Source organism: Amycolatopsis pittospori (assembly GCF_013870525.1).
Lineage (GTDB): Bacteria > Actinomycetota > Actinomycetes > Mycobacteriales > Pseudonocardiaceae > Amycolatopsis > Amycolatopsis pittospori.
On record NZ_JACBXD010000029.1, the window covers coordinates 62,421 to 87,159 of the forward strand.

Sequence of the window (24,739 nt, forward strand, 5' to 3'; positions counted from 1 at the left end):
CCGGACCCCGCCCCGTCACCCCCTCAACGGTGGGGCTTCGCCCCGCAGACTAGATTCTGTGTACGTGAGCATGCTGGTCATGACCGGCACCGGTACAGGTGTCGGCAAGACGATCTCCACCGCCGCCATCGCCGCACTGGCCGCCGGTCAAGGCCAGCGTGTCGCCGTGCTGAAACCGGCACAGACCGGGGTCGGGCCGGACGAGCCGGGTGATCTCGCGGACGTCCTCCGTCTCGCGGGTCCGGTCACCACTCGTGAGCTGCGGCGATATCCGGATCCACTGTCGCCGGAAGCCGCCTCGCGGATGTCCGGGCTGCCGACCCTCACCCCGAGCGAGATCGCGGCCGCCGCGAGCGACCTCGACGGTGAACACGACCTCACGCTCATCGAGGGCGCGGGCGGTCTGCTGGTCCGGTTCGACGCCGACGGTGCCACGCTGGCCGACGTCGCGTGGTCCCTCGGCGCGCTGGTCATCATCGTGGCCGAGGCCGGGCTGGGCACGCTCAACGCGACCGCGCTGACCGCCGAGGTCGCGACCAAACGCGGGCTCACCGTGGCCGGCGTGATCATCGGCTCGTGGCCCGAAGAACCGGACCTGGCGGCGGTGTCGAATCTGCAGGACCTGTCCGTCGCGGCCGGCGCGCCCCTGCTGGGCGCGCTGCCCGCCGGGATGGGTGAGTCCGGGCGGGAGGAGTTCGCCGAGCAGGCCAGGGCCGGACTCTCGCCGTGGTTCGGCGGCGTGTTCGATCCCGAATGCTTCGCGGGCAGCACGTCGGCCCAGAAGTGATCTGCGTCGCTGTGGCCGAGCCGCCCGGTCGTGCACGATGATGTGCCTTCGCTCAGATGCCCCACCCCGAACAGGAGCCGCCTCGTGACCTCAGCCCCGGAGACCGTCGACATCCTCGCCGTGGCGCGTGAACAGGTCCTCGAGCGTGGTGTCGGGCTCAGCGAAGAGCAGATCCTCGAGGTCCTGCGGCTCGGCGACGAGCACCTGACCGACCTGCTGGCGCTGGCCCACGACGTCCGGATGCGCTGGTGCGGTCCCGAGGTCGAGGTCGAGGGCATCATCAGCCTCAAGACCGGCGGCTGCCCCGAGGACTGCCACTTCTGCTCGCAGTCCGGCCGGTTCCCGACGCCGGTGCGTTCGGCGTGGCTCGACATCCCCGGCCTGGTCAAGGCCGCCCGCCAGACCGCCGAGACCGGCGCGACCGAGTTCTGCATCGTCGCCGCCGTCCGCGGTCCGGACAAGCGGCTGCTCTCGCAGGTCCGCGAGGGCATCAAGGCCATCCGTGAGGACGGCAACGACATCCAGATCGCCTGCTCACTCGGCATGCTCACCCAGGAGCAGGTCGACGAGCTCGTCGAGATGGGCGTGCACCGCTACAACCACAACCTGGAGACCGCGCGTTCGCACTTCGCGAACGTCGTCACCACGCATACGTGGGAAGAGCGCTGGGAGACCCTCCGCATGATCCGCGAGGCGGGCATGGAGGTCTGCTGCGGCGGCATCATCGGGATGGGGGAGAGCGTCGAGCAGCGCGCCGAGTTCGCCGCGCAGCTGGCCGAGCTGAACCCCGACGAGTGCACGATGAACTTCCTCATCCCGCAGCCGGGTACGCCGTACGAGGGTTACGACGTCGTCGAGGGCAAGGACGCGCTGCGCACCGTGGCCGCGTTCCGCCTCGCCATGCCGCGTCCGCTGATCCGGTTCTCCGGCGGCCGCGAGCTGACCTTCGGGGACCTCGGCACCAAACAGGGCATGCTCGGCGGCATCAACGCGATCATCGTCGGCAACTACCTGACCAACCTCGGCCGCCCGGCCAGCGCGGACCTGCAGATGCTCGACGAACTGAAGATGCCGGTGAAGGCGATCAGTGACGTCCTCTGACCAACCGGTCTTCTGTGTCCACTGTGGACAGCCGTCCGACGGTGGCGTGGAACATCCCGCTTGCCACAACCCGAGAACGGCCCTCGAACCGCCGCGCTACTGCACCTTCTGCGCGCGGCGGATGGTCGTCCAGATCACCCCGGTGGGCTGGACCGCGCGCTGCAGCCGTCACGGCGAACTGACCGGCTGACCTTTCGCGTTCAGTCCTCTGAATGCGGTCCTTGCGTGTGCATGTATCGCATCTAGAGGACTAAACGCGGTGGGCGTGTGCGCTGGGGCCGCCATTGGTTACGCTCTGCACAAGCAGCGTGAGGGAGGAGTCCGGGTTGGGCGAGACGTCGGGAAAGCCGGCACACCTGTCTTCCACCGTGCCCGATCCCTGGTCGGTGCCGATGCTGCCGAAGCCGCGGCGTCCGCACCCCAAGGTCGTCGTCAAGGCCGATCTGCTGCCCGCGATCAGCGTGCTTTCCACGGCCGGGCTGCTCGGTTTCCCGCTGGCGTGGCTGTGGGCGCGGCTCGCGCCGCCGCAGCGGATGCGGGTCATCAACGCCGACGGCCGTCTCGCACCGCTGGAACTGGAGAGCTGGCACCGCTTCGACGACCTCGCCATCTACGGTTTCCTCGCGCTCGGCGCCGGACTGCTGATCGGCATCGTGACCTGGCTGCTGCGGGAACGCCGCGGTCCGGTCGTACTGGTCGCCGCGACCGGCGGTGCCGCCTTGGCGGGCTGGCTCGGGACGACGATGGGCGTCGCGTTCGCCAACGGCCGCTACGAGATCGCCGCCGCACCCGTGGTCGGTGACGTCATCGCGAAGGCGCCGCAGATCGAGTCGACCTGGATCATGCTCGCGGCCCCACTGATGACCACGCTGGCCTACACGCTGCTGACCGCGTGGAACGGCCGGGAAGATCTGGGTCGCCGACTCGGCTGAGCGTTTTCCTCTAGGGTGGGCCGGGACTTCTCTAGGGGGCTTTCTTGACTGACGACATCGAGGTTTCCCGGCACAACGCCGTTCGCTTCCCGGGCATCAGCCCGCGGGCCTACGAGCATCCCGTCGACCGCGGCGCGCTGGCCACGCTGCGCGCCGTTCCCGGGTTCGCGCAGGTCGTGAAGGCGGTTTCCGGTTTCTACGCCGAACGCGGCGAGCGGCTGATGGCGCTCGCGTCCGGGATCCGGGTGGGCCCGAAGCAGTACCCGGAACTGGACAAGATCCGCAACGAGTGCGCCGAGACGCTCGACCTCGAACGCGTACCGAACCTGTTCGTCGCCCGCAGCCCCGAGGTCAACGCGCAGACGATCGGGATGGACGAGCCGTTCATCGTGCTCAACACCGCGGCCGTCGAGGCGATGGACCTGGCGTCGCTGCGGTTCGTGATCGGGCACGAGATGGGCCATGTGCTGTCCGGGCACGCGGTGTACCGCACGATCCTGCTGCGGCTGATCAACCTGCAGATGTCGATGTCGTGGACGCCGGTGAGCGCGATCGGCATCCGCGTCGTCATCGCCGCGCTGCGCGAGTGGTACCGCAAGGCCGAACTGTCCTGCGATCGCGCCGGGTTGCTGTGCTCGCAGGATCCGACGGCCGCGCTTCGGTCGCAGATCCTGGTCGCGGGCGGCATCGACCCGTCGAAGATCGACATCCCGGCTTTCCTGCAGCAGGCGTCGGAGTACGAGTCGGTCGACGACATCCGCGACAGCTACCTGAAGCTGCGCTACGTCGAGACGATGTCGCATCCGCTGGCCGTCGTGCGTGCCGCGCAGCTGCAGAAATGGGCGGCGTCGGAGGAGTACCGGGCGATCCTGGCCGGTGAGTACCCGCGGCGTGACGCCGACACGCCGTCCTCCACCTGGACCGACGACCTGAAGTCGGCCGCGAAGTCCTACAAGGATTCCTGGAACACCTCGGCCGATCCGCTGACGAAGGTGTTCAGCGACGTCGGCGAGGCGGTGTCCGGGGCGGCGGGCAAGGTGTGGAGCAAGTTCGGCGGCGGAAACGACGGCAACGGCTCCGAGGAAGCCCCGGAGTCCGGAAAGTAAGGACGACGATCATCGCCATCTCCACCAGGACGCTGCTGATCCCCACCCCGGACGGCGAGGCGGACGCCTTCGCCGCCTTCCCCGACGACGGCGAGCGGCGCCCCGGGGTGCTGATGTACATGGACGCCATCGGCCTGCGGCCCGTGCTGCGAGAGATGGCTCGTGAGCTGGCCGGACACGGGTACTACGTGCTCGTCCCGAACGTCTACTACCGGCACGGCCCGGCGCCGGTGGTCGAACTTCCCGAGTTCATCGGGAACGACGAAAGGCCGGCGCTCTTCGCGAAGGTGATGCCGCTGCTCGAAGCGCACACCACCGAAAACGCCCTCCGTGACGCCGGCGCCTACCTCGAGTTCCTCACCGCCCGGCCCGAGGTCGGCGCCGGACCCGTCGCGGTGACCGGCTATTGCATGGGTGCCGTCCTCGCGGTGCGAACAGCGGCCGCCCACCCGGAACAGGTGGCGGCCGTCGCGGGATTCCATCCCGGCGCCCTGGTCACCGACGCGCCCGACAGCCCGCACAAGCTCGTTCCCGGGATCACCGCTCAAGTCCACCTCGGCCTGGCCGAGGGCGACTTCACGCCCGAGGCCATCGGCGAACTCGACCAGGCGTTGTCCGCCGCCGGTACCGGCGACGGCTGCGAGGTCTACCCCGGATCCGTCCACGGCTTCACCATGTCGGACACCGCCGCCTTCGACCCCGCTTCGTCGCAGCTCCACTGGGATCGGCTGCTACCGCTCCTCGCGCGCACGCTCAGTTCAGGTTCGACGGGCGGCTGAACTCGCCGAGTTCCCCCGGCGGCATCGGCACCGCGCCGAGAGTGGTGAGGAATCCGGCTTCCCGCGTCAGCAGGCGGCACGCGATCCGCAACCGGCGTAGCGGGTTCCGCTCTTCGAGCAGGTGCTGCCGGTCTTCCAAGGGCAGCAGGCAGTCCGAGGTCAGCCGGTAGGCGAGCGCGTTGATGTCGCCGTCGTCGGGCGGGGAGGTCCAGTCGTCGGCGTGCCAGGCGGACTCGCAGTAGCGCCGGTGCGCGGTTTTGGCCACGTCGGCGAGCTTGGTCACGGTGTCGCCGGGTACCGACGTGACCCGGTCGTCGGGCACCCATTCCACCGAACCGATGAGGTACGGCGCGGAAACCCGGTCGAGTTCGAGCAGCCGGAACCGGCGCCGCGCGGTGGTGACGACGTCGAATCTGCCGTCCGGCAGTCGTTTCGCCTCGCGCAGCACCGTGCTGCAGCCGACCTCGTGGACGTGCTCGGGTCCGCTCACCTCCCTGATCATCGCGGTACGCAGGGCGATGACCCCGAATTCGCGGTCCGGGATGACGTCGCCGACGAGGTCGGTCATCAGCTGCCGGTACCGCGGTTCGAAGATGTGCAGAGGAAGGTGTGTTCCGGGCAGAAGCACGGTCTGTAGCGGGAACAGCGGCAAGATCGCCTTCCCGGTGGACTCTTCGCTCGGCTCGGTCACCCGTTCAAGGTACGGGGGCCGCGTGGACTTCGCAGGACGGTCACTTTCCGGCAGGTGGCCGGAATACCGCGAACGGGTCGGTGATCTGCATCCCCTTGCCCGCGAAGGAGAACAGTGCCGCCGGACGACCGCCGCTGCGACCGGGCGGGGCGGTGTGCCCGGTGGGGACGAGCAGCCCTCGCCGGGACAGCACGCGTTGCAGGTTCGTCGCCGACACCCGGTAACCCAGCGCAGCCGAATACAGACCCCGTAACGCCGAAACGGTGAACTCTTCCGGGGCAAGGGCGAACCCGAGATTCGAGTAGCAGAGCTTCGACCGGAGCCGGTCCCGCGCGCGCAGCACGATGGCCTCGTGGTCGAACGCCGTCCGCGGCAGCGCGGAAACGTCGTGCCACTCGGTGTCTTCCGGGACTTCGGGGTCCACATCGGACGGTACGAGGCCGAGGAACGCCGTCGCCACGACGCGCGGGCCCGGAACCCTGGCCGGCGCGCTGAACACCGCCAACTGCTCCACATGCTTCAACTGGCGTACGTCGACCTTCTCAGCGAGCTGCCGCCGGATGGACGCCTCGACGTCCTCATCCGGCCTCAGCCTGCCGCCGGGAAGGGACCAGCGGCCCAGATGGGGATCGAGCGCGCGCCGCCAGAGGAGGACCCGGAGTGTGTCCGAGCGCACTTGCAGGACCGCTCCCAAAACCTCGTGGGCGAGGGGGGTCTGGGTGTTAAGATGACTTCGCACGGTTTTCGATTGTAAGGCGAAAACCGACAATGGACAAATCGGTCCGGAGGGCCAGAACGATGACGAGCACCCTGCAGAACGACCTGACTCCCTACGGTGGCGTCGTCGCCGACGCGGCTTGGGCGGAGGAGGTGCGGAGCCTCGCTCGCAAGCGCGACGCCGTCCTGCTCGCGCACAACTACCAGGTCCCCGAGATCCAGGACATCGCCGACTTCACCGGCGATTCCCTCGCGCTCAGCCGGATCGCGGCGAGCAGTGAAGCGTCCACCATCGTCTTCTGCGGCGTGCACTTCATGGCCGAGACGGCGAAGATCCTGGCGCCCGAGAAGACGGTCCTGATCCCGGACGCGCGAGCGGGCTGCTCGCTCGCGGACTCGATCACCGGCGCCCAGCTGCGCGCCTGGAAGGCCGAGCACCCCGGCGCGGTCGTCGTGTCCTATGTGAACACCACGGCCGAGGTCAAGGCGGAGACCGACATCTGCTGCACGTCGTCGAACGCCGTCGACGTGGTCGCCTCCATCCCCGCCGACCAGGAGGTTCTCTTCCTGCCGGACCAGTTCCTCGGCGCGCACGTCAAGCGGGTGACCGGCCGGGAGAACATGCACATCTGGGCCGGGGAGTGCCACGTGCACGCCGGGATCAACGGCGCCGAGCTGGCCGAGCGGGCCTCGGAGAACCCCGACGCCGACCTGTTCATCCACCCCGAATGCGGCTGTGCGACCTCGGCGCTGTACCTCGCCGGAGAGGGTGCCGTCGCCCCCGAGCGGGTCAAGATCCTCTCGACCGGCGACATGGTCCACGCCGCCCGCGACACGAAGGCGAAGTCGGTCCTGGTCGCCACCGAGATCGGGATGATCCACCAGTTGCGCAAGGCCGCGCCCGAGATCGACTTCCGCGCGGTGAACGACCGGGCCTCCTGCCGGTACATGAAGATGATCACGCCGGCCGCCCTGCTGCGGTCGCTGCGTGAGGGTGCCGACGAGGTCCACGTCGACGTCGAGACCGCCGCCCGTGCCCGCGCCTCGGTGCAGCGGATGATCGAGATCGGGCAGCCTGGCGGCGGAGAATGACCGACCCGGTTACCGCTCTTGAGGCGAAAACCCGTCCGGTGTGGGAGGCCGCTGCCGATCTCGTGGTGATCGGCAGCGGAGTGGCCGGCCTCACCGCCGCGTTGCGCGCGCGGGAGCTCGGGTTGCACGTCCTCGTGGTCACGAAGGCGGCGGTGTCCGACGGGAACACCCGCTGGGCGCAGGGCGGGATCGCCGTCGTACTGGAGGGCGAGCACGAACAGGGTGATTCGGTCGGCGAGCACGCAGCGGACACTTTGACGGCGGGAGCCGGGCTCTGCGACGAGGACGCCGTCCGGTCGATCATCGACGGCGGCCCGGCCGCGGTGGCCAGGTTGCGCGCCGAGGGGGCCCGCTTCGACCCGGCCGTCGAAGGTCGTGCCGAACTGGCTCGCACGCGGGAAGGCGGGCACAGCGCGTTCCGCGTCATCCACGCCGGTGGCGACGCGACCGGGGCGGAGGTCGAGCGGACGCTGGTCGCGAAGGCCGGTGACCGGCGGATCCCGGTGCTGGAGCACCACATCGCCGTCGACGCGATCCGTACACCCGCCGGCGAGGTCGTCGGGCTGACCGTCTTGGACCGCAACGGCGTTCCCGGCGTCGTCCGGGCGCCCGCCGTGCTGCTGGCCAGCGGCGGACTGGGGCAGCTCTACCAGGCGACGTCGAATCCGGAGATCGCCACGGGCGACGGGCTCGCGCTCGCGTTGCGTGCGGGCGCGCAGGTCGCGGACGTCGAATTCGTCCAGTTCCACCCGACGGTCCTGTTCACCCCGGGCGCGCGTGGCCGGTGCCCGCTGGTCACCGAGGCGGTCCGGGGCGAGGGCGCGACCCTGCACGACGCGACGGGCGCGTCGGTCATGCGCGGCGTGCACCCGCTCGGCGACCTCGCGCCCCGGGACGTCGTATCGGCCGCGATCACGCGCCGGATGACGCAGGCTCCCGGTGGCGTCGATGATCACGTTTTCCTCGACGCCACCGGAATCGCGGGTTTCGCGAAGCGATTCCCGACCGTGTACGCGGCCTGCGCGGCGATCGGACTGGACCCCGCGCGGGATCCGATCCCGGTCACGCCCGCGGCGCATTTCGCCTGCGGCGGCGTGGTGACCACTGTGGACGGACGCGCCGGCGTGCGCGGGCTCTACGCGGCCGGTGAGGTCGCGCGGACCGGCCTGCACGGCGCGAATCGCTTGGCTTCCAACAGTTTGCTCGAAGGTCTGGTCGTCGGGCAGCGGGTGGCCGAGGCGGTCGCCGCCGACCTCGCCGCAGGACTGCTGGCCGACCCGCGCCGCGGTGTGCTCACGCCGCCGGCGACGGTCGCGGTGGCCGACCGCGACGCGCTGCAGCGGGCGATGAGCCGTTACGCCGCGATCGGCCGGGACGCCGAAGGGCTTTCCGTGGTCGGTTCGGTACTCGACCTTTCGGTGATCGAGAGTCCTTTGTGGACGCCTCGGATCGTCGAGGACGCGGCGCTCACGGTGGTGGCGGAAGCCTTGGTCGCCGCGGCCGCGCGACGGACGGAGTCGCGAGGCTGCCACGTCCGGACCGATTTCCCCGCACGAGACGACATCACCTGGCAACGAGGTCAGCTCATCCGGCTCAGCCCGTCGGGGCAGCCGGTGCTGGCCGATCCGATCGCTTTGGAGGGTGTGGCATGAGCGAATTCTCCCCCTGGGTCGCCAAGGCGCTGGCCGATCACGGCCTCGACGTCCCCGATGTGCACCGCGTCGTCACGACCGCGCTGGCCGAAGACCTGCGGTACGGGCCCGACGCGACGACGAACGCCACCGTGCCCGAATCCGCGAACGCGCTGGCCGAACTCACGCCCCGGGTGGCGGGGGTGGTCGCCGGGATCCCGGTGGCGCTGGCGGTGTTCGACCTGGTCCTCGGCAAGGATCTGGAGATCCTCGCCGCCCGTGACGACGGCGACCGGCTGATCGCCGGGGAGCCCGCGCTGGTCGTGCGCGGCCCGGTGCGCGGGCTGCTCACCGCCGAACGGACCGCGCTGAACCTGTTGTGCCACCTGTCCGGCATCGCCACCGCGACCGCCGCCTGGGTGTCCGAAGTGGACGGAACCGGCTGTCGGGTCCGGGATTCCCGCAAGACCCTGCCCGGCCTGAGGTTGCTGGAGAAGTACGCCGTCCGCGCGGGCGGCGGGGTGAACCACCGGCTCGGTCTCGGCGACGCGGTGCTGATCAAGGACAACCACGTGGTCGCCGCCGGTTCCGTGACAGCGGCGCTCGCCGCGGCCCGCGAGCACGCGCCCGAACTGCACTGCGAGGTCGAGGTCGACGATCTGGCCCAGCTGGACGAGGCACTCGCCGCCGGTGCCGACGAGGTGCTGCTCGACAACTTCACGCCGGAGGAATGCGCCAAGGCCGTCGACCGGCGTGACGAGGTCTCGCCGAAGACGCGCCTGGAATCCTCGGGCGGGTTGCGGCTGGATGTCGCGCGGGCGTACGCGGCGTCCGGAGTGGACTTCCTCGCCGTCGGCGCGCTCACCCATTCCTCACCCGCACTCGACCTCGGGATGGACCTGCGCTGACCTTCGGCACTAGAATTTCCTTGTGTGACAAGGGAATTCTGGAGGAATGGTGGGCTTTGCCGGTAAAAGTGCCGTCGCGGGAGGCGCCGCTCTCGTGGCACTCCTGGGCGCTCCGGTCCCGGCGACGGCGATCGCCGAGCAATGCGCGAATCCGACGGGGACCTACACCGCCGCCGTCCCGTGGGGCCAGCGGCTGATCGATCCCGCGCGGATCTGGCCGCTTTCGCGTGGCACCGGCCAGCTGGTCGCGGTGATCGGCACCGGCGTGGACGGCGGCAACGGCCAGTTCGCGCCCGGCCAGCTCGTCGGCGGCCAGGGCACCGTGAACGAGGACTGCGACGGCCGGGGCACGATCGCCGCCGGGATCGTCGGCGCGCAACCGGATCCGTCCACCACGTTCGCCGGTATCGCGCCCGGGGTGAAACTCCTGCCGATCCGCTACACCCAGGTGAACGGTGGCGGCGACCCCGGACAGCTCGCGTCCGCCATCGAGACCGCGCTGAATCGCGACGCCGGGATCATCCTGATCGCCGTCCCCGCCGCTTCCGACAGCCCCGCGCTTTCCGGTGCCGTGTCGCGCGCCAGGGAGAAGGGCGCGCTGATCGTTTCTCCGGCCGCCGGGACGCAGCAAGGCCAGACGTCCTATCCGACCGCGACCCCTGGCGTGCTCGCGGTGGGTTCGACCAATCAGGCCGGCGAGGCGGTGCAGACGGAATCCGGTTCGTACGTGGGGATTTCCGCGCCCGGCGCCGAACTGGTCAGCACCTCGGCGGGAGCGGGCGGCACCGTGGCGCACCGGTGGCCGGTGAGCGATCCGAGCCTGGCCGCCGCCCACGTCGCCGGTGTCGCGGCCCTCGTGCGCGCCTATCACCCGGAACTGTCGCCGGAGCAGATCGTCGCCAGACTGACCTTGACCGCGCATCGCGGTCCGAGCGGCGGGCACGACCCGCGCCGCGGCTGGGGCGCGATCGACGCCTACGCCGCCGTTTCCGCCGCCATCCCGGCCGGGACACCGGGTCCGGGAGGACCGGCGAGCGTCGGCCCGGGCACCGTCGTCATCCCTGCCGCCGCTCCCGCCCGCGGGAACGCGGACAAGGTTTCCGGGGTCCTCGCCATCGTCGGCGTCGCTGTCGCCGTCGCGGCGGGCGTGGTGGTGGCCGCGGTCCGGCGGGGCAAACGCCGCGGGTGGCGGCCTTCTCGGTTCCGCGCCTCGTAAGCGGCGATGTCACAGTCGCCCCACTGTCATCAACGATCACCTCAGGATGTGGTGAAGGCCTTGTTCGCGACCGTCAGGGTAGGCAAGGAGGCCTTCACCACCACGGAACGCCTGCGCGGGATCGACCACGATCCCGCGACCGTCTGCCTTACCCCTCGATAACCCGAACGCCGCTCACGACGCGCCTCGTGAGCGGCAGCGGAGTACTGGGGGACACCACTGCCGCTCACGAGGTCTTTTGCGACCCCCGGGGTTCCTAGGGGACGGATACGCAGGCTGTCGAGCCCACGATGGCCACGCCGTCGCCGGCGCGGGAGACATGCACGTTGAAGTCGGCGCCTTCGCGGCTGAACTGCGCGATCAGCTCGCGCGGGTTGCTGCGGTCGCGGGTGCGCCAGCCCTGGGCTTCCAGCATGGGCAGGATGTCGTCGACGAGTTTGCGGATCGCGTCGGACGCGTCGTCCACCCGGAGTCCGTACTGCCAGCAGATCAGGCGCCCCGGCTGCGTCGGATCGCAGTCCAGTTCGCCTTCCACGGTGCGTTCCGCGCTGGTGCCGAAGGTGCCGGCGACACCGTCGATGACCGCCGTCAGGTCTTCGGCCAGCGGGTCGAGTTCGGTGTTCCTGGTGATCATGACCAACCTCTCACAAGCCTCGGCCGACGCCTTCGATGACCATCTCGCGCAGCGAGCCGCCGGTGAAGCCTTCCTGTGTGACCGGACCGCCCGTGATCACACCGTAGATGTTGTTCCACGAATCGGAACCCGGTTTGAGAACTCCGCTGTGGGAATCGAAGCCCCACTGCAGATCGCCGTTCGCGTCGCGACCGGTTTCCAGTTCGACGACGCCGGGGAAGCGGTCGGGGTCCGCTCCGTGCCCGGCGCCGAGCCATTCGAACGGTCCCGCGTTGCCCTGTGCCACCACGATCGGGTCGAACGGGGCCGTCATCGAGTATCGCTGCACCCCGGCCTGGCTGGCGGGGAGGTCGTCCGGGCCCCAGATCCCGTGGCCCATACCCGCGGATTCGACGTGCAGCACCTGATCGGCCTTGAGCCCGAGCTGTTCGGCGAGTCCCACGGTCGCGCCGCCGTAGCTGTGCCCGACGGCGGTGACCACGACACCCGGTCCGGCGTGGCTGTCGATCTGGCCGCGCAGTTCGTCGCCGAACGCCTTGAGATCGGGCGCCATCGTCTGCGCGTAGTGCGCGGCGGGGCCTTCGGTGACGACGTTCTGGGGGAAGACGCCGTCGGCCCACACCACCATCGCGGTCCGCCCGGTGGCGTCCGCGGCGACCAGGCTCTTGCCGAGGTCGGCGTAGCTCTGGAAGTTGCCGAAGGAGGTGTTCACCCCGGGGACGAACAGGCCGACGTTGCGGGTGCCCGGTTCGATCCGGCCGACGAGTTCGGCGATCCGGCCGTTGCCTGACGGGTCGAAGCGCAGGATCTGCCGGTCGTTGGCGAGGATGTCCTCGTACAGCGCGATCCGGGTGCGCGCGTTCGCGATGTCCTCGGCTTTCCCTCCGTTCGCCAGGAGGTTCGCGAGCCTGTCGCGTTCCGACGTCAGCGCGTCGGAGACCTTGGTGCGGTTCTCGGCGATCGCCGTCGCCCACTGGCCGGTGTCGGCCGCGCCGCCGATACCCGCCGGATTCCCGGCCTTGGGCAACGGGGTCTCCGGCATCAGCGCCCGATACGAGGCGGCGATCTGGACGTCCGCGCGGCGATAGCCGCCCGCAGCCGAGGCCAGGCCCTGGTGGATCACCGTCGCCTTGGTGACCTGGCCGTCGAGTTTGCCGGCGAGGTCCTTGACCGTCTTCGTGAAGGTCGCCGAAGCCGCGCTGGAGGCCGAAACCTGGCCGAACGCGGCGGCGGGGACGGTCTCGCCTGCCAACGCCGTCTGTGCCGTCTTGAGTACGCCGGCGCGCTGTTCCAATTCGGCCGCCGCCGCTTCGAGCCTCGCGGGAGCGACCCGGTAACCGCCCGCACTGGATGCCATCACCGAGCCGCCTCCTGCTTTCCGGGAATCAGTACTGTTCGGGTTCTTCGCCGAGCACGGCCGGAGCGACGGGGGACGACTGGCCCCACACGTTCTCGGTCTCCACGAGCCACGGCGGGATACGACGGCCGGAGCCCATGTCGCCGCCCGCGCCCATCCCCATCGGCATCATGGGCATCATCGGCATCGCGCCCTTGGCGGCCGCCGCGCCCGCGGCACCGGCGGCTCCGCCGGCGAGCCCGCTCATCGCGCTGCCCGATCCACCGTCACCCGCCAGCCCGGAGAACGCGGCCGGAGCCTCACCGGGTCCGGCGAGCCCGCCGCCGCCGATCGCGCCGCCGTCGAGCGAAGGCGCGCCGCCCCCGCCGATCGGGACGCCGCCGCCGGCACCGCCCGCGGTCGCGCCCGCTCCGGCGCCACCACCGACGACCTCGCCGTTCTTGTCCTTGCCCTCATTGGGGTTCTTGCCGTTGGCCCAGCCGGGCACGCGCGGCATGATCGAACCGAACCGGCCGAACGCCGCGGCCGAAGCGGCGGCGAGACCGGCGGTGAACATGTCGCCGAACAGCGGGTTCGATTTGGGCACCTGGCCCGGCTGTCCGGCGGGCGGGGTGGAGCCGTCCGTGGGCAGCGGATGCGTGCCGTCGCCCGGATTCACCACGACGCCGTCCGTGCCGCCGCCGATGTTGTTGCCGACCGAGCCGCCGCCGGGAGCCGTGCCACCACCGGTGACCGGAGGCGGGGCGACCGCGTTCGGGGAGGCCGGAATGGACTCTTCGGCCGTGGAGTACTCGCCCGCGAGCTGGGTCATCACCACGATCGCCTTGCTGTGCGCCGCGCTGGCCGCACCCGCGGCCTGCTGCTGCGCTTCGACGTTCGCGATCGCCTGCTGACGCTGCTGCGCGGCCGCGACGAGCGTGGCCTGGGACGAATCCGCGGGCAGCAGCGGCGGGTTCACCGCGAGCGCGACGTCGGCCGGGGAAAGATCCGGCACCGCGACCGGCGGCGGCATCTCCTTCTTGGCCTTCACCAGCGCGTCCGCCGCGTCCTCGAGGAGGTGGTTCATCGCGTGCGCGGTCTGGGCGACCTTGCGGATGCCGCCGACGAGGTCGGTGATCATCGTGTGGTACTTGTCGGCGGCGCCGCCGGTCCAGCTGTCGGAGAAGTCCGAAAGCTCGCCCGTCAGGTTCTCGGCCTGTTCGAACAGCCCGGAGCCGGTGGACTGCCACTTGTGGGCCGCGTGGCGCGCCGTGTTGGGATCGCCCGCCTGCAGCATCGCGTAGAGCTGCTGGTGCGAGTAGGCGGCGAAGTTCGTGTGCGCGGTGTCGGTCATCCCTTGTTCCCCCCGCCGTTCGAGCCGTTGCCGCCGAGGACTCCGCCGAGCACGTTGAGCAGCGGATCGAGCAGCCCGGTCTGCTGACTGGAGTGGTTCATGTCGCCGGCCACGGAGTCGTCGGCCGCCGCGTAACCGTCGGCGACGGTCGTGGTGACGTCCTGCGCGAAGGTGATCGCGCCCTTGACCTGGTCCAGCAGGCCCTGCATCTCGGCGACGGCCGCCTGGTGCGCCTTGTTGAGGGAACCCGCTTCCCCGAACTCGCCGAACAGCAACGGCTGTTCGCTCAGGGTCAGCAGGAAGTCGTTCGGCTTGGACATCGCGTGGATCTGGGTCTCCAGCTCCCGCACGAAGTCCTTCAGGGATTCAAGATGGACGAAGTACGACTGGTCTTGCATCGATCCCGGCTCTCTCGTGAACGGCCATTGCCAACACTCCGACGATTGCGCGCAAAGCCGGCCGGCCGGTGCCGAGGGGGGTGAAAGCACCGGCCGGCCGACGGATGGGGATCAGCCGGCGAACAGGCCCTGATTGCGGTTCTCCAGGCTGTGCTGGAGATCGTGGGCGTCGCCGACCTTGCCACCGAACTGCGCGATGATCGCCACGATGTCCGCGGTGGCCTGGCGCAGGCGGGTTTCAGACGCGCGGGCCGCCTCACCGGCGGAGCTGCCGGAGGCGTACCAGGTCTGGGTGATCGGCTGCAGGTTGGTGTGCAGCTGTTCGAGCTGGGAGGTGAGCGCCTTGGCCTTGGCGGCCAGCGAGGCCGAGCTGTGCTGCAGCGCGGCGAAGTTGATTTCGACGACGTCAGCCATGATTGGTGGTCCTCTCGCGGATCAGGGGTTCAGCCGGTGGATCACGGTCTGGTCGACGGTTCCGCTGACCCCGGTGAGGCTTTCCCGGACCTGCTCGTCACCCGAGTTGTAGTTCCGGTTGCTCTCGTGGACGAGGCGCGACATCGTGTTGAGCTCGTTCACGGCGATGGTCATCTTCTCCTGCAGGCGGCGCTGCAGGTCCCAGAACGCGACCGCCTGGTCACCCTTGTAGTTGTGCAGGGTCTGGGTCAGCTCGCTCTCCAAGCTGGCCATCGTGGTCTTGGCGTTCGACGCGGTTTCCTCGAACCCCTGGACGGCGCGCGCCATCGCAGCTGCGTCTGCCTGATATCCCGTACCGGTCATTGATGGGCCACCTCCTCTCATCTCGCTGGAAATCCCGGTGAGCACCAGGGCGCCCCTGTCTGCTCTTGTGAAGGACACGCTAGAAAAGGCCGGGGTGTGGTCAAACGGCACAACTGCCGGTTTCACTGACGGCACTATTACCCACAGGTCGGCGGTAGGGCCTTCCCCACCCTCGATCCGGGGGAGTACTCCAGTGTCCGCAGTGGAGCACCTCGGCACGCTGGATCCCATGGTGGACAAGGGTTCCAGGGCAGTACCGCATCGGCCGCTGATGATCTTGGCGGTGGCGATGGCGGTTCTCGGGGCGATCTCGCTCGGCGGGCTCGTTTTCGACGATCGCAGCCTCGTCAACGCGCCCATCTGGCTCAAGCCGCTCAAGTTCACGATTTCCGTGGGCCTCTACGCGGTCACTCTGGCGTGGCTGATCGGTCAGCTGACCCGCGGCCGACGGCTCGGCTGGTGGCTCGGGACGGTGTTCGCGGTCGGCCTCGGCCTGGACATGGCGCTGCTGTTCTGGCAGATCATCGGCCGCGGCCGGACGCTCCACTTCAACCGGGAGACCCCGGCCGACCAGTGGATCAACAACATGGTGGCGAACGGTGCCTTCACCGGCTGGGGAGCGACCGCCGCGATCGCGATCCTGCTTCTGTTCCAACGACTTCCCGACCGGGCGATGAACTCCGCGTTACGTTCGGGTGCCGCGTTGTCGGTGGTGGGGATCGGCGTCGCGATGCTGATGTTCGGCCCGAACGAGCAGCAGCTGGCCCAGTTCCAGTCCGGCGTGAAGCCGTCGATCGTCGGTGCCCACGCCGTCGGTGTGCCCGACGGTGGGCCGGGGCTGCCGGTGCTCGGCTGGAGCACGGTGGGCGGGGACATGCGGATCCCGCATTTCGTCGGGATCCACGCGATCCAGGTACTGCCCCTGGTCGCGTTCGGACTGCTGATGCTCGCCCGGCGCTACCCGGTCCTGGAGTCGGAGTTCGTGCGGCGAAATCTGGTCCGGACCACCGCGGTGGGCTTCGCCGGGGTGCTGGCGCTGCTCACGTGGCAGGCGCAGCGAGGGCAGTCCATCGTGCACCCGGACTTCTGGACGCTGCTGACGGGTGCCGGGATCATCGCCGTCGTGGCCGCCGGTTCGGTGCTCTCGCTGCGGGTCCCGAGGCCGATGCACCAGCTGACGTGATCTTCACGAAATCCGCTCGGGGCTTCTTTCGGGATCGGATAGCTTCGGTCCGATGAAGGGGGTAAGCGTGCACAGAACACGTACTTTCGGGCGGATTTCAGGCAGACGCGCGGGCGCCGTGCTCACCGCCGCGGCAGTGCTGATCGGCGGAGCGGCCTGTTCGTCGGGATCCACTCCCGACGCGGGGGCTCCGGCGGCGCCCGAGGCGTTCGGCCCGGCGGGGTACCGCGGACTGACCTTGGGTATGGCCAAGGAGGCCGCACTGGCCGGCGGCGAGCTCGCCACCGCGCCGACGTCCACTTTGGACGGTTGTACCGATTTCTCCTATACCGGCGGCCCGGCACCCGATCCGGCGCGGCTGAAGGCGGAGGCCGACGTCGAGGCCAAGGCCAAGGACCTGAACAAGAAGGCCGACGAGCTCGAGGCCGATCCGAAGCCGGATCCGGGCTCGTCGGCGGAAGAGAGCGCCAAATCGGCGGAGAAGTCCGCCAAGGACGCCCAGCTGTTCGCCGACGCCGCCCAGGCGTCCGCCGATCTGGCGGGCAAACGCGAAGAGCGGGACAAGGCGTTCGTCGCCGCCGGGGGTGCCTCCTTCGGCAAGGACGGGCTACGCGAACTCGCGGCTCCCTCGGACGCCAAGACGGCCGAGAGGATCGGTGCCGGCTCGTCGCTGGCCGACCTCAAGGCGGCCTACGACGCCAAGGGGATGAAGGTCGGCGACAACGGCCGGTTCCAGGTTCCCGTCGACGGCAAACCGGACTGGGTCTACGAGTTCACCGTGAACGGCGACAAGGTCGGTTCGGTGTCGATGATCGCCCCGAAGTCGAAGTGCGCCTGAGTTTTCGAACACCGGGAAAGGGCCGTTCGTTTCCGAACGGCCCTTTCCCGGTGTTCTCAGACGCCCGCGGTGGTGCGGATCCAGCTGCGGCTGGCCGCGACGCTGGCGTAGTTCTGGGTGCCCTGCGGGTTCGTGCCGGAGTTGCTGCCCGTCGAGCAGACGCCGACCTGGACACCGCCGGACAGCTGCGGGCCGCCCGAGTCGCCGTGCCACGCCGAACCGTTGACGCCGACACTCGCGATGGCCTGGCCGCCGTACGCGTCACTGCTGGTGCCGGTGATGCGGACGTTCGCGGTCTTCAGAACGCTCGACGGCGGGTTGTTGCCCTGAGTGCGGCCCCAGCCGTAGATCTGGTTGGTGGTGCCGTTGGCCGGGTTGGCGGTGCCGAGCTTCATGTACGTCGTGCTGACCGCGGTCGTGAGGTGCAGCAGCGCGATGTCCCCGCTCGGGGCGGCCTTCTGCTGATCGACGTCGGCCTCGGTGCCCTGGTTGAGGTTCACGTTGCCGACCTTGACGTGCATGCCGGGTGCGTTCAAGCAGTGCTTCGCGGTGAGGACCCACTGCGGGGCGATGATCGTGCCTGAGCAGTTGAAACCACCGAACGCGGTGGCGTCGTCCCAGTAGATCTGGGCGCCCCAGGGCGCGGAGCTCACGGTGCCGCCGCCGATGATGTCCTGGCCCGCGTTCGCGGCGGGGGTGGCTACGAGGGTGAGCGCCGCGGCGGCACCGGCCACCGTTGCGGCAATTTTGGACATACGCATGAATACGCCCTTCGGCCTGCGTCGGGGAGAACGTTTCGACTTGAAACGGTTTCACCAAGTTAGGTGGCGGTAAGGGTTTTTGTAACCTACCGAAGTCGGTAAGCGTTGCGAGGAAAGTAGTGGGCCGATCGGGTCAGGTCGTCCGTTTGTCCGGTTGGGACGGTCGGGTGTGGACATCCGTTGTATCCGGTTTGCCGCCATCGTCGGAACGTTCTAGCGTGATCCGGTGACTCAGGTGATCGTGCTGAACGGTGGCTCCAGTTCGGGCAAGTCGGGGATCGCCCGGTGTCTGCAGGCGGTGCTGCCGGAGCCTTGGCTGACGCTCGGGGTGGACACGCTGATCTCGGCGATGCCCGCCGCTGTCGACGAGGGGATCACCTTCGCACCGGACGGCGGAGTGGACGTCGGATCCGGGTTCCAGCGGATCGAGGACGCGTGGATGGCCGGTGTCGCCGCGATGGTGCGGGCGGGGGCACGGGTGATCATCGATGACGCGTTCTTGGGCGGGGCGGCTTCCCAGGAGCGGTGGCGTTCGGCGTTGGGCGGGCTCGACGTGCTGTGGGTCGGGGTCCGGTGCGACGGCGCCGTCGCGGCCGGGCGGGAGACGGCGCGTGGGGACCGGGTGTCGGGGATGGCCGAGGCGCAGGCCGAAGTCGTGCACCGGGGTGTGGTTTACGACTTCGAGGTGGATACGACGAGTCATGAGGCGTTGGCCTGCGCGAAGGAGATCGCCGCGCGGGTGGGCTGAGCTGAACGGCACCCGCCCTCTGGTGTTGCGAAAGCCACTTTCGCAACCTTCAACGTTGCGAAAGTGGCTTTCGCAACACCCGCCACCGCGACCGGACGCGGCGGTCGGCACCGACCACGCCCCCTTTGCCTTAAGGCTCACTAGAACCAGAATCGTCACTCACGCCCAGAACTTCAGTCCTCCACGGGCTTCGTCCAAGCCACCTGGACCAGCCCCGTCCCATGCCGTCGCGAAACCAGCACACCTCGCCCGGCGGGCTGCGGACCCGGCTTCACGTCGCCGAGCAGCGCGCCTTCTTCGCGTGACCCGGACATCACGAGACCGGGCGATCCGAGCTCGCGAATCCGTTGCAGCACGGGCTCGAACAGCGAGCGTCCGGCGCCACCGCTCCCTCGGGCGACGACGAGGTGGAGGCCGATGTCCCGGGCCTGAGGCAGGAACTCCAGCAGCGGAAGCAGCGGGTTCCGGCCCACCGTCGCGACCATTTCGTAGTCGTCGACGAGGACGAACAGTTCCGGACCTCGCCACCAGGATCGGTTCCGCAACTGCTCGGGCGTGACGTCCGCGCCGGGCAGCCGGTTCCGCATGGCCTGCTGGCATTGCTCGATCAGTCCGGTCAGCGCGGTTTCGGAGCCCGCGTAGCCGAGCAGATGCGATTCCGGCACCGCGCCCAGCATTCCGCGCCGGTAGTCGGCGACGATGATCGCGGCTTCGGTCGGCGAGTACTTCGAAACGATGCCTTGGGCGATGGCGCGCAGCAGCGAACTCTTGCCGGATTCGACGTCGCCGAAAGCCACGAAATGCGGTTCGGTGGCGAAATCGAGGTGCACCGGCCGTAGGTTCGATTCCGCGATGCCGAGGGTGATCTGCTTGCGAGGCCCGGCTTCCAGCGAGTCCAGCGGTACCTCGGACGGGAGCAGGCGTACGGCGGGTGCCGGCTTTCCGTTCCATGCGGCGGAAATCCGGCGGTTCAGATCCAGGCCACCGGCGCCCACCGTCTCCGGTCGCTGGTCGGAGTCGATACGGGGGAGCGCCGCGAGGAAGTGCAGCTTGTCCGCCGTCAGGCCGCGGCCCGGTTTGTCGGCCGGGACGTTCTGGGCGATCTTGCGGTCGATCAGCGAGTCCGCCGGCTCGCCGAGACGCAGTTCGAATTTGGTGCCGATGGCGTCGCGCAGCGGTGCCCGCATCCCCATCCACTGGTTGATCGAGACGACGACGTGGATCCCGAACCCGAGCCCGCGTGACGCCAGGCTGGTGATCTGTTCCTCCAGCTGTTCGTATTCCTGCCGGATCGTGGTCCAGTTGTCCACGAACAGGAAGACGTCGCCGAATTCGCGGCCTTCCGTGCTCTCGCGGAATTCCGAACGCCGTTGGCGGAACGTGGTGATCGACTCGATCCCGTTGGCGGAGAAGAACTCCTCGCGCTGTTCGAGCAGGGTCGTCAGTTCCGCGACCACGCGGCGGCAGCGCTGGGCGTCGCGTCGCGTGGCGTAGCCGGAGACGTGGGGCAGCCCGGCGACCGGCGCCAGCGCGCCACCGCCCATGTCCAGGACGAACAGCTGGACCTCTTCCGGCGTATGCGTGAGCGCGAGCATCGCGGCGATGTCGCGCATCAGCGTGCTCTTGCCGCTCTGCGGCGCCCCGACGATCAGCGCGTGGCCGGCGGCACCGGAGAAATCGGCCCACAGCATGTCGCGTCGCTGCTCGAAGGGCTTGTCCACCAAGGCGACCGGGATCATCAGCTTGCCGTTGCCGCCCCAGCCCAGCGGACACAGACCGCGTTCGGGGTCCTCGCCGAGCGGCGGCAGCAGCTGGTCCAGCGTGGGCGGCTCGGCCAGCGGCGGCAGCCAGATCTGATGCGCCTCCGGGCCTTTGCCTTCGAGCCGCGAGAGCATCGCGCCGATGATCGTCTCGCCGGTGCCCTTCGCGACCGGTTCCTCCGCCTCGACGGTCACCGGGATCTCCACCGGCGCCAGCGTGAACGGCATCAGCCCGAGACTCCGGCCGTCCTTGCGCACGATCTTGCTGCGCGGCGGCAGCTCACCCGAGACGTACGCCGCCTTGAGCCGGATCAGCGTGTCGTTGTCGGACTTCAGGTACGCCGAACCCGGTACGGGCGGCAGCTGATACGCGTCCGCGACGCCGAGGACGGCGCGGCTTTCGGAGGCGGAGAACGTCCGCAGGCCGATCCGGTACGACAGATGCGAGTCCAGCCCGCGCAGTCGTCCCTCCTCCAGCCGCTGCGACGCCAGCAGCAGGTGGATACCGAGACTCCGGCCCAGCCGCCCGATCGCGACGAACAGGTCGATGAACTCCGGCCGTGACGACAGCAGCTCGCTGAATTCGTCGATGATCACCAGCAGCGACGGCATCGGCCGCAGGTTGACGCCCGATTCCCTGGCCTTTTCGTAGTCCCGCACCGACGCGTAGTTCCCGGCCGCGTGCAGAAGCTCCTGACGCCGCAACAGTTCGCCGTTCAGCGCGTCCGCCATGCGGTCGACCAGCGCGAGGTCGTCGGACAGGTTCGTGATGACGGCGCAGGTATGCGGCAGTCCGGTCATCCCGGCGAAGGTCGCGCCGCCCTTGAAGTCGATCAGCGCGAGGTTGAGCTTCTCCGAGGAGTGCGTGACGGCGAGCGCGGTGACCAGCGTCCGCAGCAACTCGCTCTTACCGGATCCGGTCGCGCCGATGACCAGCCCGTGCGGGCCCATCCCGCCTTCGGCCGATTCCTTGATGTCGAGATCGACGGCCCGGCCATCGGGGTTGATGCCCAGCGGGATCCGGAGCCGGTCGCGCGCGGACCGCGGTGCCCAGGTGACCTCGGTGTCGGTGTCGCGCGGGTCGCCGATGCCGAGCAGCCCGGCCAGCCCGAACGTCGCGGACATCGGCGACTCGCTGACCACGGCCGATCCCTGGTACAGCGGCGTCAGCATCCGGGACAGCGCTTCGGCGGCCCCGCGGTCCAGAGTGTCGGGTGTGCCGAGGAAACCGAGCCGCTGCTCGCTCCCGTCGCCGACGACCATCCCGAGCTGTTCCGGGCTCATGTGCAGGCTGAGCAGCCGTTCGGACGACACCGCGCGCGGCTGTTCCGTGCCGATTTCGACGACGGTGACGCCGAGCCTGCCCTCTTCCGCGACCAGCCGTGTGTCGGTGAGCGTGTGCCCGCCGTCCACGATCACGACGATATGCGGCTGCTCCAGCCGGGTATCCGGCCGCCTGCTGAACGCGGGCCGGTCGCCGAGGTCCGGGCCGAGCAGGTCGGCGAGTTTCCCGGCGTCGGCGTCGACGAGACGACGCGGGCCGGCGGCGTCCGCGGCGGTGGACGCCACATGCGGCAGCCACTTCGCCCATTCCCAGTCGTGCAGCCGGTCGCTCTTCACACACAGCGCGATCCGCAGGTCGGCGGGCGAGTGGAAGGTCGCGAGCTGGGTCAGCACCGCCCGTGCCGTCCCGAGCGTGTCCGGACGCCGACCGGACAGCATGACCTGCGCGAACGACCGCAACGAGACCGCGACCGGAAGCCCGTCGACCGTCGAGTAGGTCCGGATGAAGTGCTTGAGGTTCGTCGAGCACACCGGGTCGAGGTCTTCCAGCGGCACGGTCTGCGGCGCCTTCAACGGCGTCGCGAGCCGCTGCGGCCCCGTCCCGACGCGGACCTGCGCGAACTGGGAGTCCGAGCGACGGCGGTCCCACAGCTTCCCCGACTCGACATATGCCCACAGATCCGCCGGATCGGGCTGCAATGCCGCCATGGCCGCGCGCTGGTTGTCGGCGATGTCGCGGACCTGGCCGCGCAGACCGGTCAGATACCGCTGGTAGTCCCGGCGTTCCTCGTTGATCTGCGCCTTCTTCGCCGCGCCGCCGCGGCCGAGCGACATCACGACCATGCCCACCATCGCGGTGAGGAACAACGCACCGAAGATGTACGTCATCACTCCGCCGTCGCGTCCGATGTAGACGAACGACATGGCGCCCATGCCCAGCATCATCGGCATGAACATCAGCAGCTGCATGGCTCCGCCGGAGGAGCCCTTCGGCAGCATCGGCGGGGACTGCAGGACGATTTCACCGGGCTGCTCGCCCAAGGCCGGCAGGCGGTCGCGAGTGGCGCTCATCAGGGTCTTTCTGGCCGCTTGTGGGTAATCCTGCCGATCATTCTGGCCACTCGTGCCGCCCCTGCGGTGGGTACTTTTGCCGTCCGCTCGTGTCTGGTGGCGAACTTACGCTGCTGGAACAGGCGCAGACGTGGGGGAACGAGAAAAGGAGAACCATGGTCGGCACGGGCGAGTACCGGGCGGAGCCCGAGGCCATGCGCTCGGCGGTCGGGAACCTGGGCGGCATCATCATGCAGGGCATCAACGTCGTCGCCGACCTCGAACGCACCGTCCTCCAGCCGATGTCGTTCGCCACCTTCGGCAGCGCGGTGGCGGCGGCGAACACCGCCATGCAGAGCCAGCAGGTGGTCGCGGTCCGCACCCTGCTGCAACTGCTGCAGCAGATCAACGGCTTCATCAAGAGCAGTGCCGACGCCTACCAGGCCGCGGACGAGGCGGTCGCCGGCGGTTACGGCGGACGTCCCGGCGGCGGCGCGGGATCGGGGTCTTCGTCGATCTGGGGCAACTCGCACGCGTCCGAGCTGGCGACGCTGGCCATCAACGACAGCGCGGGCGGCAACGGCGAGCCGTCGTCGGTCGGGAACGTGCTGCGCTACCTGGGGGACGCGCGGCTGGGGCAGCTCGGCGACCACCCGATCACCGACGCGCGGTTCCACGGCGTCTCCGACTTCAACGACTGGCTGGCCGGTGACGCCGACAACCAGGCGCGGGTCGGCGTCATCGAGGTCTACGCCGGGACCGCGCGCAACTTCGGCGACGTGCCGGGCGGGGTGCACAGCGGCGACGTCGTCGTGGTCGAACCGCTCCTGTTCTCCGACAGCAAGCCGATCATCGCCATCGCCGGAGAAGGCGGGCAGCTCTACAACCACGGACTGATCGACGCGGACATCAACGGCCTCGCCAAGGTCAGCGTCTACCGACCGGCGTCCGTCTGACTTCCGGCCTGAGGAGCGAGGTTCCATGCTGACTTACCCGAATTCCAGTGCGATGGACGCCACGGCGTCCTCGGGCGGGCCGATCACCATCCTTCCGCAGATCCTCACCGGGCAGCCGGAGCAGATCGCGAAGCACGTGCTCGAGGTGCTCAAGAAGGCCAATGAGTTCCTCACCATGTACAACGAGGTGACGAAGGCCGCCGAGCAGCTGAAGAAGATCTGGTCCGGCGGCGCGTCGGATTCCGCGATGAAGAAGATCACCGACTCCCTGAACTCGCTGACCAAGATCGTCCAGGTCGTGCAGAAGGGCGCGGAACTGCTCGGCATGGCCGGGACGCTGATCAAAACCGCGCAGACGGCCTACAAAGCGGTGGTCTCGGCGGTGAACCCGACCGTCGCGGGCCTGATGTCGAATCCGTGGACCTACGGTGCCGCCGTCGCGCTTTCCACCGCCACCAGCGCTTCGCTGCGCGCGTTCATCACCGCGATCGGCGCGCTGCTGAAGGCGCTCGGCGTGGTCGACCTCGCCAACCAGATCACCCAGATCGCCACCATCATCGGCGAGGTCCAGAAACTGTTCGGGCACGGCGATTCCGGCAACGGTTCGGCGGGCAACGCGGCGGTTTCCGGTACGCCGGTCACCAATCCGCAGGCGCCGGGTTCGGTCGCCAGCGGCGCGGGACAGGCCGCTGTCGGCGGC

At 69.4% G+C, this 24,739-nt stretch carries 25 protein-coding genes; 15 read left to right on the forward strand and 10 right to left on the reverse strand.

The genetic code is table 11. The annotated features are described in order from the left end of the window. Positions 1-70: 70 nt before the first annotated feature. From bioD to H5J31_RS18485, 6 genes are all read left to right on the forward strand, one after another. The gene (bioD, locus tag H5J31_RS18460; protein WP_207898244.1) at positions 71-787 is read left to right on the forward strand and encodes a dethiobiotin synthase; all 717 of its coding nucleotides are present in this window, start codon (positions 71-73) and stop codon (positions 785-787) included. Between the two features lie 84 nt (positions 788-871). After that, on the forward strand, positions 872-1,888 hold the full coding sequence (bioB, locus tag H5J31_RS18465) for a biotin synthase BioB (RefSeq protein WP_181773834.1): 1,017 nt from the start codon (positions 872-874) through the stop codon (positions 1,886-1,888). Beyond that, the gene (gene bsaP, locus H5J31_RS18470) at positions 1,875-2,078 is read left to right on the forward strand and encodes a biotin synthase auxiliary protein BsaP (protein WP_181773835.1); all 204 of its coding nucleotides are present in this window, start codon (positions 1,875-1,877) and stop codon (positions 2,076-2,078) included. Before bioB ends, bsaP begins: the two co-directional genes overlap by 14 nt. 136 nt (positions 2,079-2,214) lie before the next feature. Beyond that, on the forward strand, positions 2,215-2,820 hold the full coding sequence (locus H5J31_RS18475; protein ID WP_181773836.1) for a DUF2567 domain-containing protein: 606 nt from the start codon (positions 2,215-2,217) through the stop codon (positions 2,818-2,820). Between the two features lie 44 nt (positions 2,821-2,864). Continuing rightward, a complete protein-coding gene (locus H5J31_RS18480; protein ID WP_181773837.1) occupies positions 2,865-3,926 on the forward strand; it encodes a M48 family metallopeptidase in 1,062 nt (353 codons plus the stop codon). Continuing rightward, on the forward strand, positions 3,860-4,705 hold the full coding sequence (locus H5J31_RS18485; protein WP_328701538.1) for a dienelactone hydrolase family protein: 846 nt from the start codon (positions 3,860-3,862) through the stop codon (positions 4,703-4,705). The genes H5J31_RS18480 and H5J31_RS18485 overlap by 67 nt, the downstream gene beginning before the upstream one ends. Here H5J31_RS18485 and H5J31_RS18490 read toward each other — a convergent pair. Further along, positions 4,680-5,396 (reverse strand): LON peptidase substrate-binding domain-containing protein, encoded by a 717-nt coding sequence (locus H5J31_RS18490; RefSeq protein WP_181773838.1) that lies wholly within the window; start codon positions 5,394-5,396, stop codon positions 4,680-4,682. The genes H5J31_RS18485 and H5J31_RS18490 overlap by 26 nt on opposite strands. A 40-nt stretch (positions 5,397-5,436) precedes the next feature. Next, a complete protein-coding gene (locus tag H5J31_RS18495) occupies positions 5,437-6,072 on the reverse strand; it encodes an NUDIX hydrolase (protein WP_181773839.1) in 636 nt (211 codons plus the stop codon). 122 nt (positions 6,073-6,194) lie between these two features. Between H5J31_RS18495 and nadA the strand changes: the two genes are divergently transcribed. The 4 genes from nadA to H5J31_RS18515 are packed head-to-tail and all read left to right on the forward strand — an operon-like array spanning position 6,195 to position 10,960. After that, positions 6,195-7,205, forward strand: a complete 1,011-nt coding sequence (gene nadA / locus H5J31_RS18500; protein WP_181773840.1) for a quinolinate synthase NadA — start codon at positions 6,195-6,197, stop codon at positions 7,203-7,205. After that, positions 7,202-8,857 (forward strand): L-aspartate oxidase, encoded by a 1,656-nt coding sequence (locus H5J31_RS18505; protein WP_181773841.1) that lies wholly within the window; start codon positions 7,202-7,204, stop codon positions 8,855-8,857. Before nadA ends, H5J31_RS18505 begins: the two co-directional genes overlap by 4 nt. Next, positions 8,854-9,744: a carboxylating nicotinate-nucleotide diphosphorylase gene (gene nadC / locus H5J31_RS18510; RefSeq protein WP_181773842.1), complete on the forward strand. Its 891-nt coding sequence runs from the start codon at positions 8,854-8,856 to the stop codon at positions 9,742-9,744. Before H5J31_RS18505 ends, nadC begins: the two co-directional genes overlap by 4 nt. Before the next feature lie 46 nt (positions 9,745-9,790). Further along, positions 9,791-10,960 carry a S8 family serine peptidase gene (locus H5J31_RS18515; RefSeq protein WP_181773843.1) on the forward strand — a complete coding sequence of 390 codons (1,170 nt, stop codon included), beginning with the start codon at positions 9,791-9,793 and terminating at the stop codon, positions 10,958-10,960. Positions 10,961-11,216: 256 nt separating this feature from the next. Here H5J31_RS18515 and H5J31_RS18520 read toward each other — a convergent pair whose 3' ends face one another. From H5J31_RS18520 to H5J31_RS18545, 6 genes are all read right to left on the reverse strand, one after another. Next, entirely contained in the window at positions 11,217-11,594 is a 378-nt protein-coding gene (locus H5J31_RS18520; protein ID WP_181773844.1) for a hypothetical protein, read from the reverse strand. Between the two features lie 10 nt (positions 11,595-11,604). Beyond that, positions 11,605-12,951: an alpha/beta hydrolase gene (locus H5J31_RS18525; protein WP_181773845.1), complete on the reverse strand. Its 1,347-nt coding sequence runs from the start codon at positions 12,949-12,951 to the stop codon at positions 11,605-11,607. Positions 12,952-12,979: 28 nt separating this feature from the next. After that, entirely contained in the window at positions 12,980-14,284 is a 1,305-nt protein-coding gene (locus H5J31_RS18530) for a WXG100 family type VII secretion target (protein WP_181773846.1), read from the reverse strand. Continuing rightward, a complete protein-coding gene (locus H5J31_RS18535; protein WP_181773847.1) occupies positions 14,281-14,682 on the reverse strand; it encodes a hypothetical protein in 402 nt (133 codons plus the stop codon). The genes H5J31_RS18530 and H5J31_RS18535 overlap by 4 nt, the downstream gene beginning before the upstream one ends. Before the next feature lie 111 nt (positions 14,683-14,793). Beyond that, the gene (locus tag H5J31_RS18540; RefSeq protein ID WP_005155348.1) at positions 14,794-15,096 is read right to left on the reverse strand and encodes a hypothetical protein; all 303 of its coding nucleotides are present in this window, start codon (positions 15,094-15,096) and stop codon (positions 14,794-14,796) included. A gap of 21 nt (positions 15,097-15,117) precedes the next feature. Then, complete coding sequence (locus tag H5J31_RS18545) at positions 15,118-15,459, reverse strand: WXG100 family type VII secretion target (RefSeq protein WP_073848466.1); 342 nt, start codon at positions 15,457-15,459, stop codon at positions 15,118-15,120. A gap of 229 nt (positions 15,460-15,688) precedes the next feature. Between H5J31_RS18545 and H5J31_RS18550 the strand changes: the two genes are divergently transcribed. Together H5J31_RS18550 and H5J31_RS18555 are read left to right on the forward strand one after the other, a co-directional pair. Further along, positions 15,689-16,642 (forward strand): hypothetical protein, encoded by a 954-nt coding sequence (locus tag H5J31_RS18550; RefSeq protein WP_181773857.1) that lies wholly within the window; start codon positions 15,689-15,691, stop codon positions 16,640-16,642. A 67-nt stretch (positions 16,643-16,709) separates the two neighbouring features. Further along, entirely contained in the window at positions 16,710-17,480 is a 771-nt protein-coding gene (locus tag H5J31_RS18555) for a hypothetical protein (RefSeq protein WP_328701540.1), read from the forward strand. 56 nt (positions 17,481-17,536) lie between these two features. Here the strand turns inward: H5J31_RS18555 and H5J31_RS18560 are convergent, their stop codons facing one another. Continuing rightward, complete coding sequence (locus H5J31_RS18560) at positions 17,537-18,235, reverse strand: S1 family peptidase (protein ID WP_181773859.1); 699 nt, start codon at positions 18,233-18,235, stop codon at positions 17,537-17,539. A 232-nt stretch (positions 18,236-18,467) separates the two neighbouring features. Here H5J31_RS18560 and cpt point away from each other — a divergent pair, with 232 nt between their 5' ends. Beyond that, positions 18,468-18,989, forward strand: a complete 522-nt coding sequence (gene cpt, locus H5J31_RS18565) for a chloramphenicol phosphotransferase CPT (protein WP_328701541.1) — start codon at positions 18,468-18,470, stop codon at positions 18,987-18,989. 173 nt (positions 18,990-19,162) lie between these two features. Here cpt and eccCa read toward each other — a convergent pair whose 3' ends face one another. Next, a complete protein-coding gene (gene eccCa, locus H5J31_RS18570) occupies positions 19,163-23,104 on the reverse strand; it encodes a type VII secretion protein EccCa (protein WP_181773848.1) in 3,942 nt (1,313 codons plus the stop codon). Positions 23,105-23,259: 155 nt separating this feature from the next. On the opposite strand from eccCa, the gene H5J31_RS18575 reads away from it, so the two are divergent. Next, the gene (locus H5J31_RS18575) at positions 23,260-24,039 is read left to right on the forward strand and encodes a WXG100 family type VII secretion target (RefSeq protein WP_181773849.1); all 780 of its coding nucleotides are present in this window, start codon (positions 23,260-23,262) and stop codon (positions 24,037-24,039) included. A gap of 25 nt (positions 24,040-24,064) precedes the next feature. After that, a partial coding sequence (locus H5J31_RS18580; RefSeq protein ID WP_181773850.1) for a hypothetical protein occupies positions 24,065-24,739 on the forward strand: 675 nt, incomplete at its 3' end.

What these genes read in the sequence shown, in the direction of transcription:
- H5J31_RS18520 (WP_181773844.1), bottom strand. Translation starts at nt 11,594, where the DNA reads ATGATCACCAGGAACACCGAACTCGACCCGCTGGCCGAAGACCTGACG.
- H5J31_RS18525 (WP_181773845.1), bottom strand. Translation starts at nt 12,951, where the DNA reads ATGGCATCCAGTGCGGGCGGTTACCGGGTCGCTCCCGCGAGGCTCGAA.
- H5J31_RS18535 (WP_181773847.1), bottom strand. Translation starts at nt 14,682, where the DNA reads ATGCAAGACCAGTCGTACTTCGTCCATCTTGAATCCCTGAAGGACTTC.
- H5J31_RS18545 (WP_073848466.1), bottom strand. Translation starts at nt 15,459, where the DNA reads ATGACCGGTACGGGATATCAGGCAGACGCAGCTGCGATGGCGCGCGCC.
- H5J31_RS18505 (WP_181773841.1), top strand. Translation starts at nt 7,202, where the DNA reads ATGACCGACCCGGTTACCGCTCTTGAGGCGAAAACCCGTCCGGTGTGG.
- H5J31_RS18560 (WP_181773859.1), bottom strand. Translation starts at nt 18,235, where the DNA reads ATGTCCAAAATTGCCGCAACGGTGGCCGGTGCCGCCGCGGCGCTCACC.
- eccCa (WP_181773848.1), bottom strand. Translation starts at nt 23,104, where the DNA reads ATGAGCGCCACTCGCGACCGCCTGCCGGCCTTGGGCGAGCAGCCCGGT.
- nadA (WP_181773840.1), top strand. Translation starts at nt 6,195, where the DNA reads ATGACGAGCACCCTGCAGAACGACCTGACTCCCTACGGTGGCGTCGTC.
- H5J31_RS18530 (WP_181773846.1), bottom strand. Translation starts at nt 14,284, where the DNA reads ATGACCGACACCGCGCACACGAACTTCGCCGCCTACTCGCACCAGCAG.
- nadC (WP_181773842.1), top strand. Translation starts at nt 8,854, where the DNA reads ATGAGCGAATTCTCCCCCTGGGTCGCCAAGGCGCTGGCCGATCACGGC.
- H5J31_RS18575 (WP_181773849.1), top strand. Translation starts at nt 23,260, where the DNA reads ATGGTCGGCACGGGCGAGTACCGGGCGGAGCCCGAGGCCATGCGCTCG.
- bioD (WP_207898244.1), top strand. Translation starts at nt 71, where the DNA reads ATGCTGGTCATGACCGGCACCGGTACAGGTGTCGGCAAGACGATCTCC.
- H5J31_RS18550 (WP_181773857.1), top strand. Translation starts at nt 15,689, where the DNA reads ATGGTGGACAAGGGTTCCAGGGCAGTACCGCATCGGCCGCTGATGATC.
- H5J31_RS18515 (WP_181773843.1), top strand. Translation starts at nt 9,791, where the DNA reads ATGGTGGGCTTTGCCGGTAAAAGTGCCGTCGCGGGAGGCGCCGCTCTC.
- H5J31_RS18540 (WP_005155348.1), bottom strand. Translation starts at nt 15,096, where the DNA reads ATGGCTGACGTCGTCGAAATCAACTTCGCCGCGCTGCAGCACAGCTCG.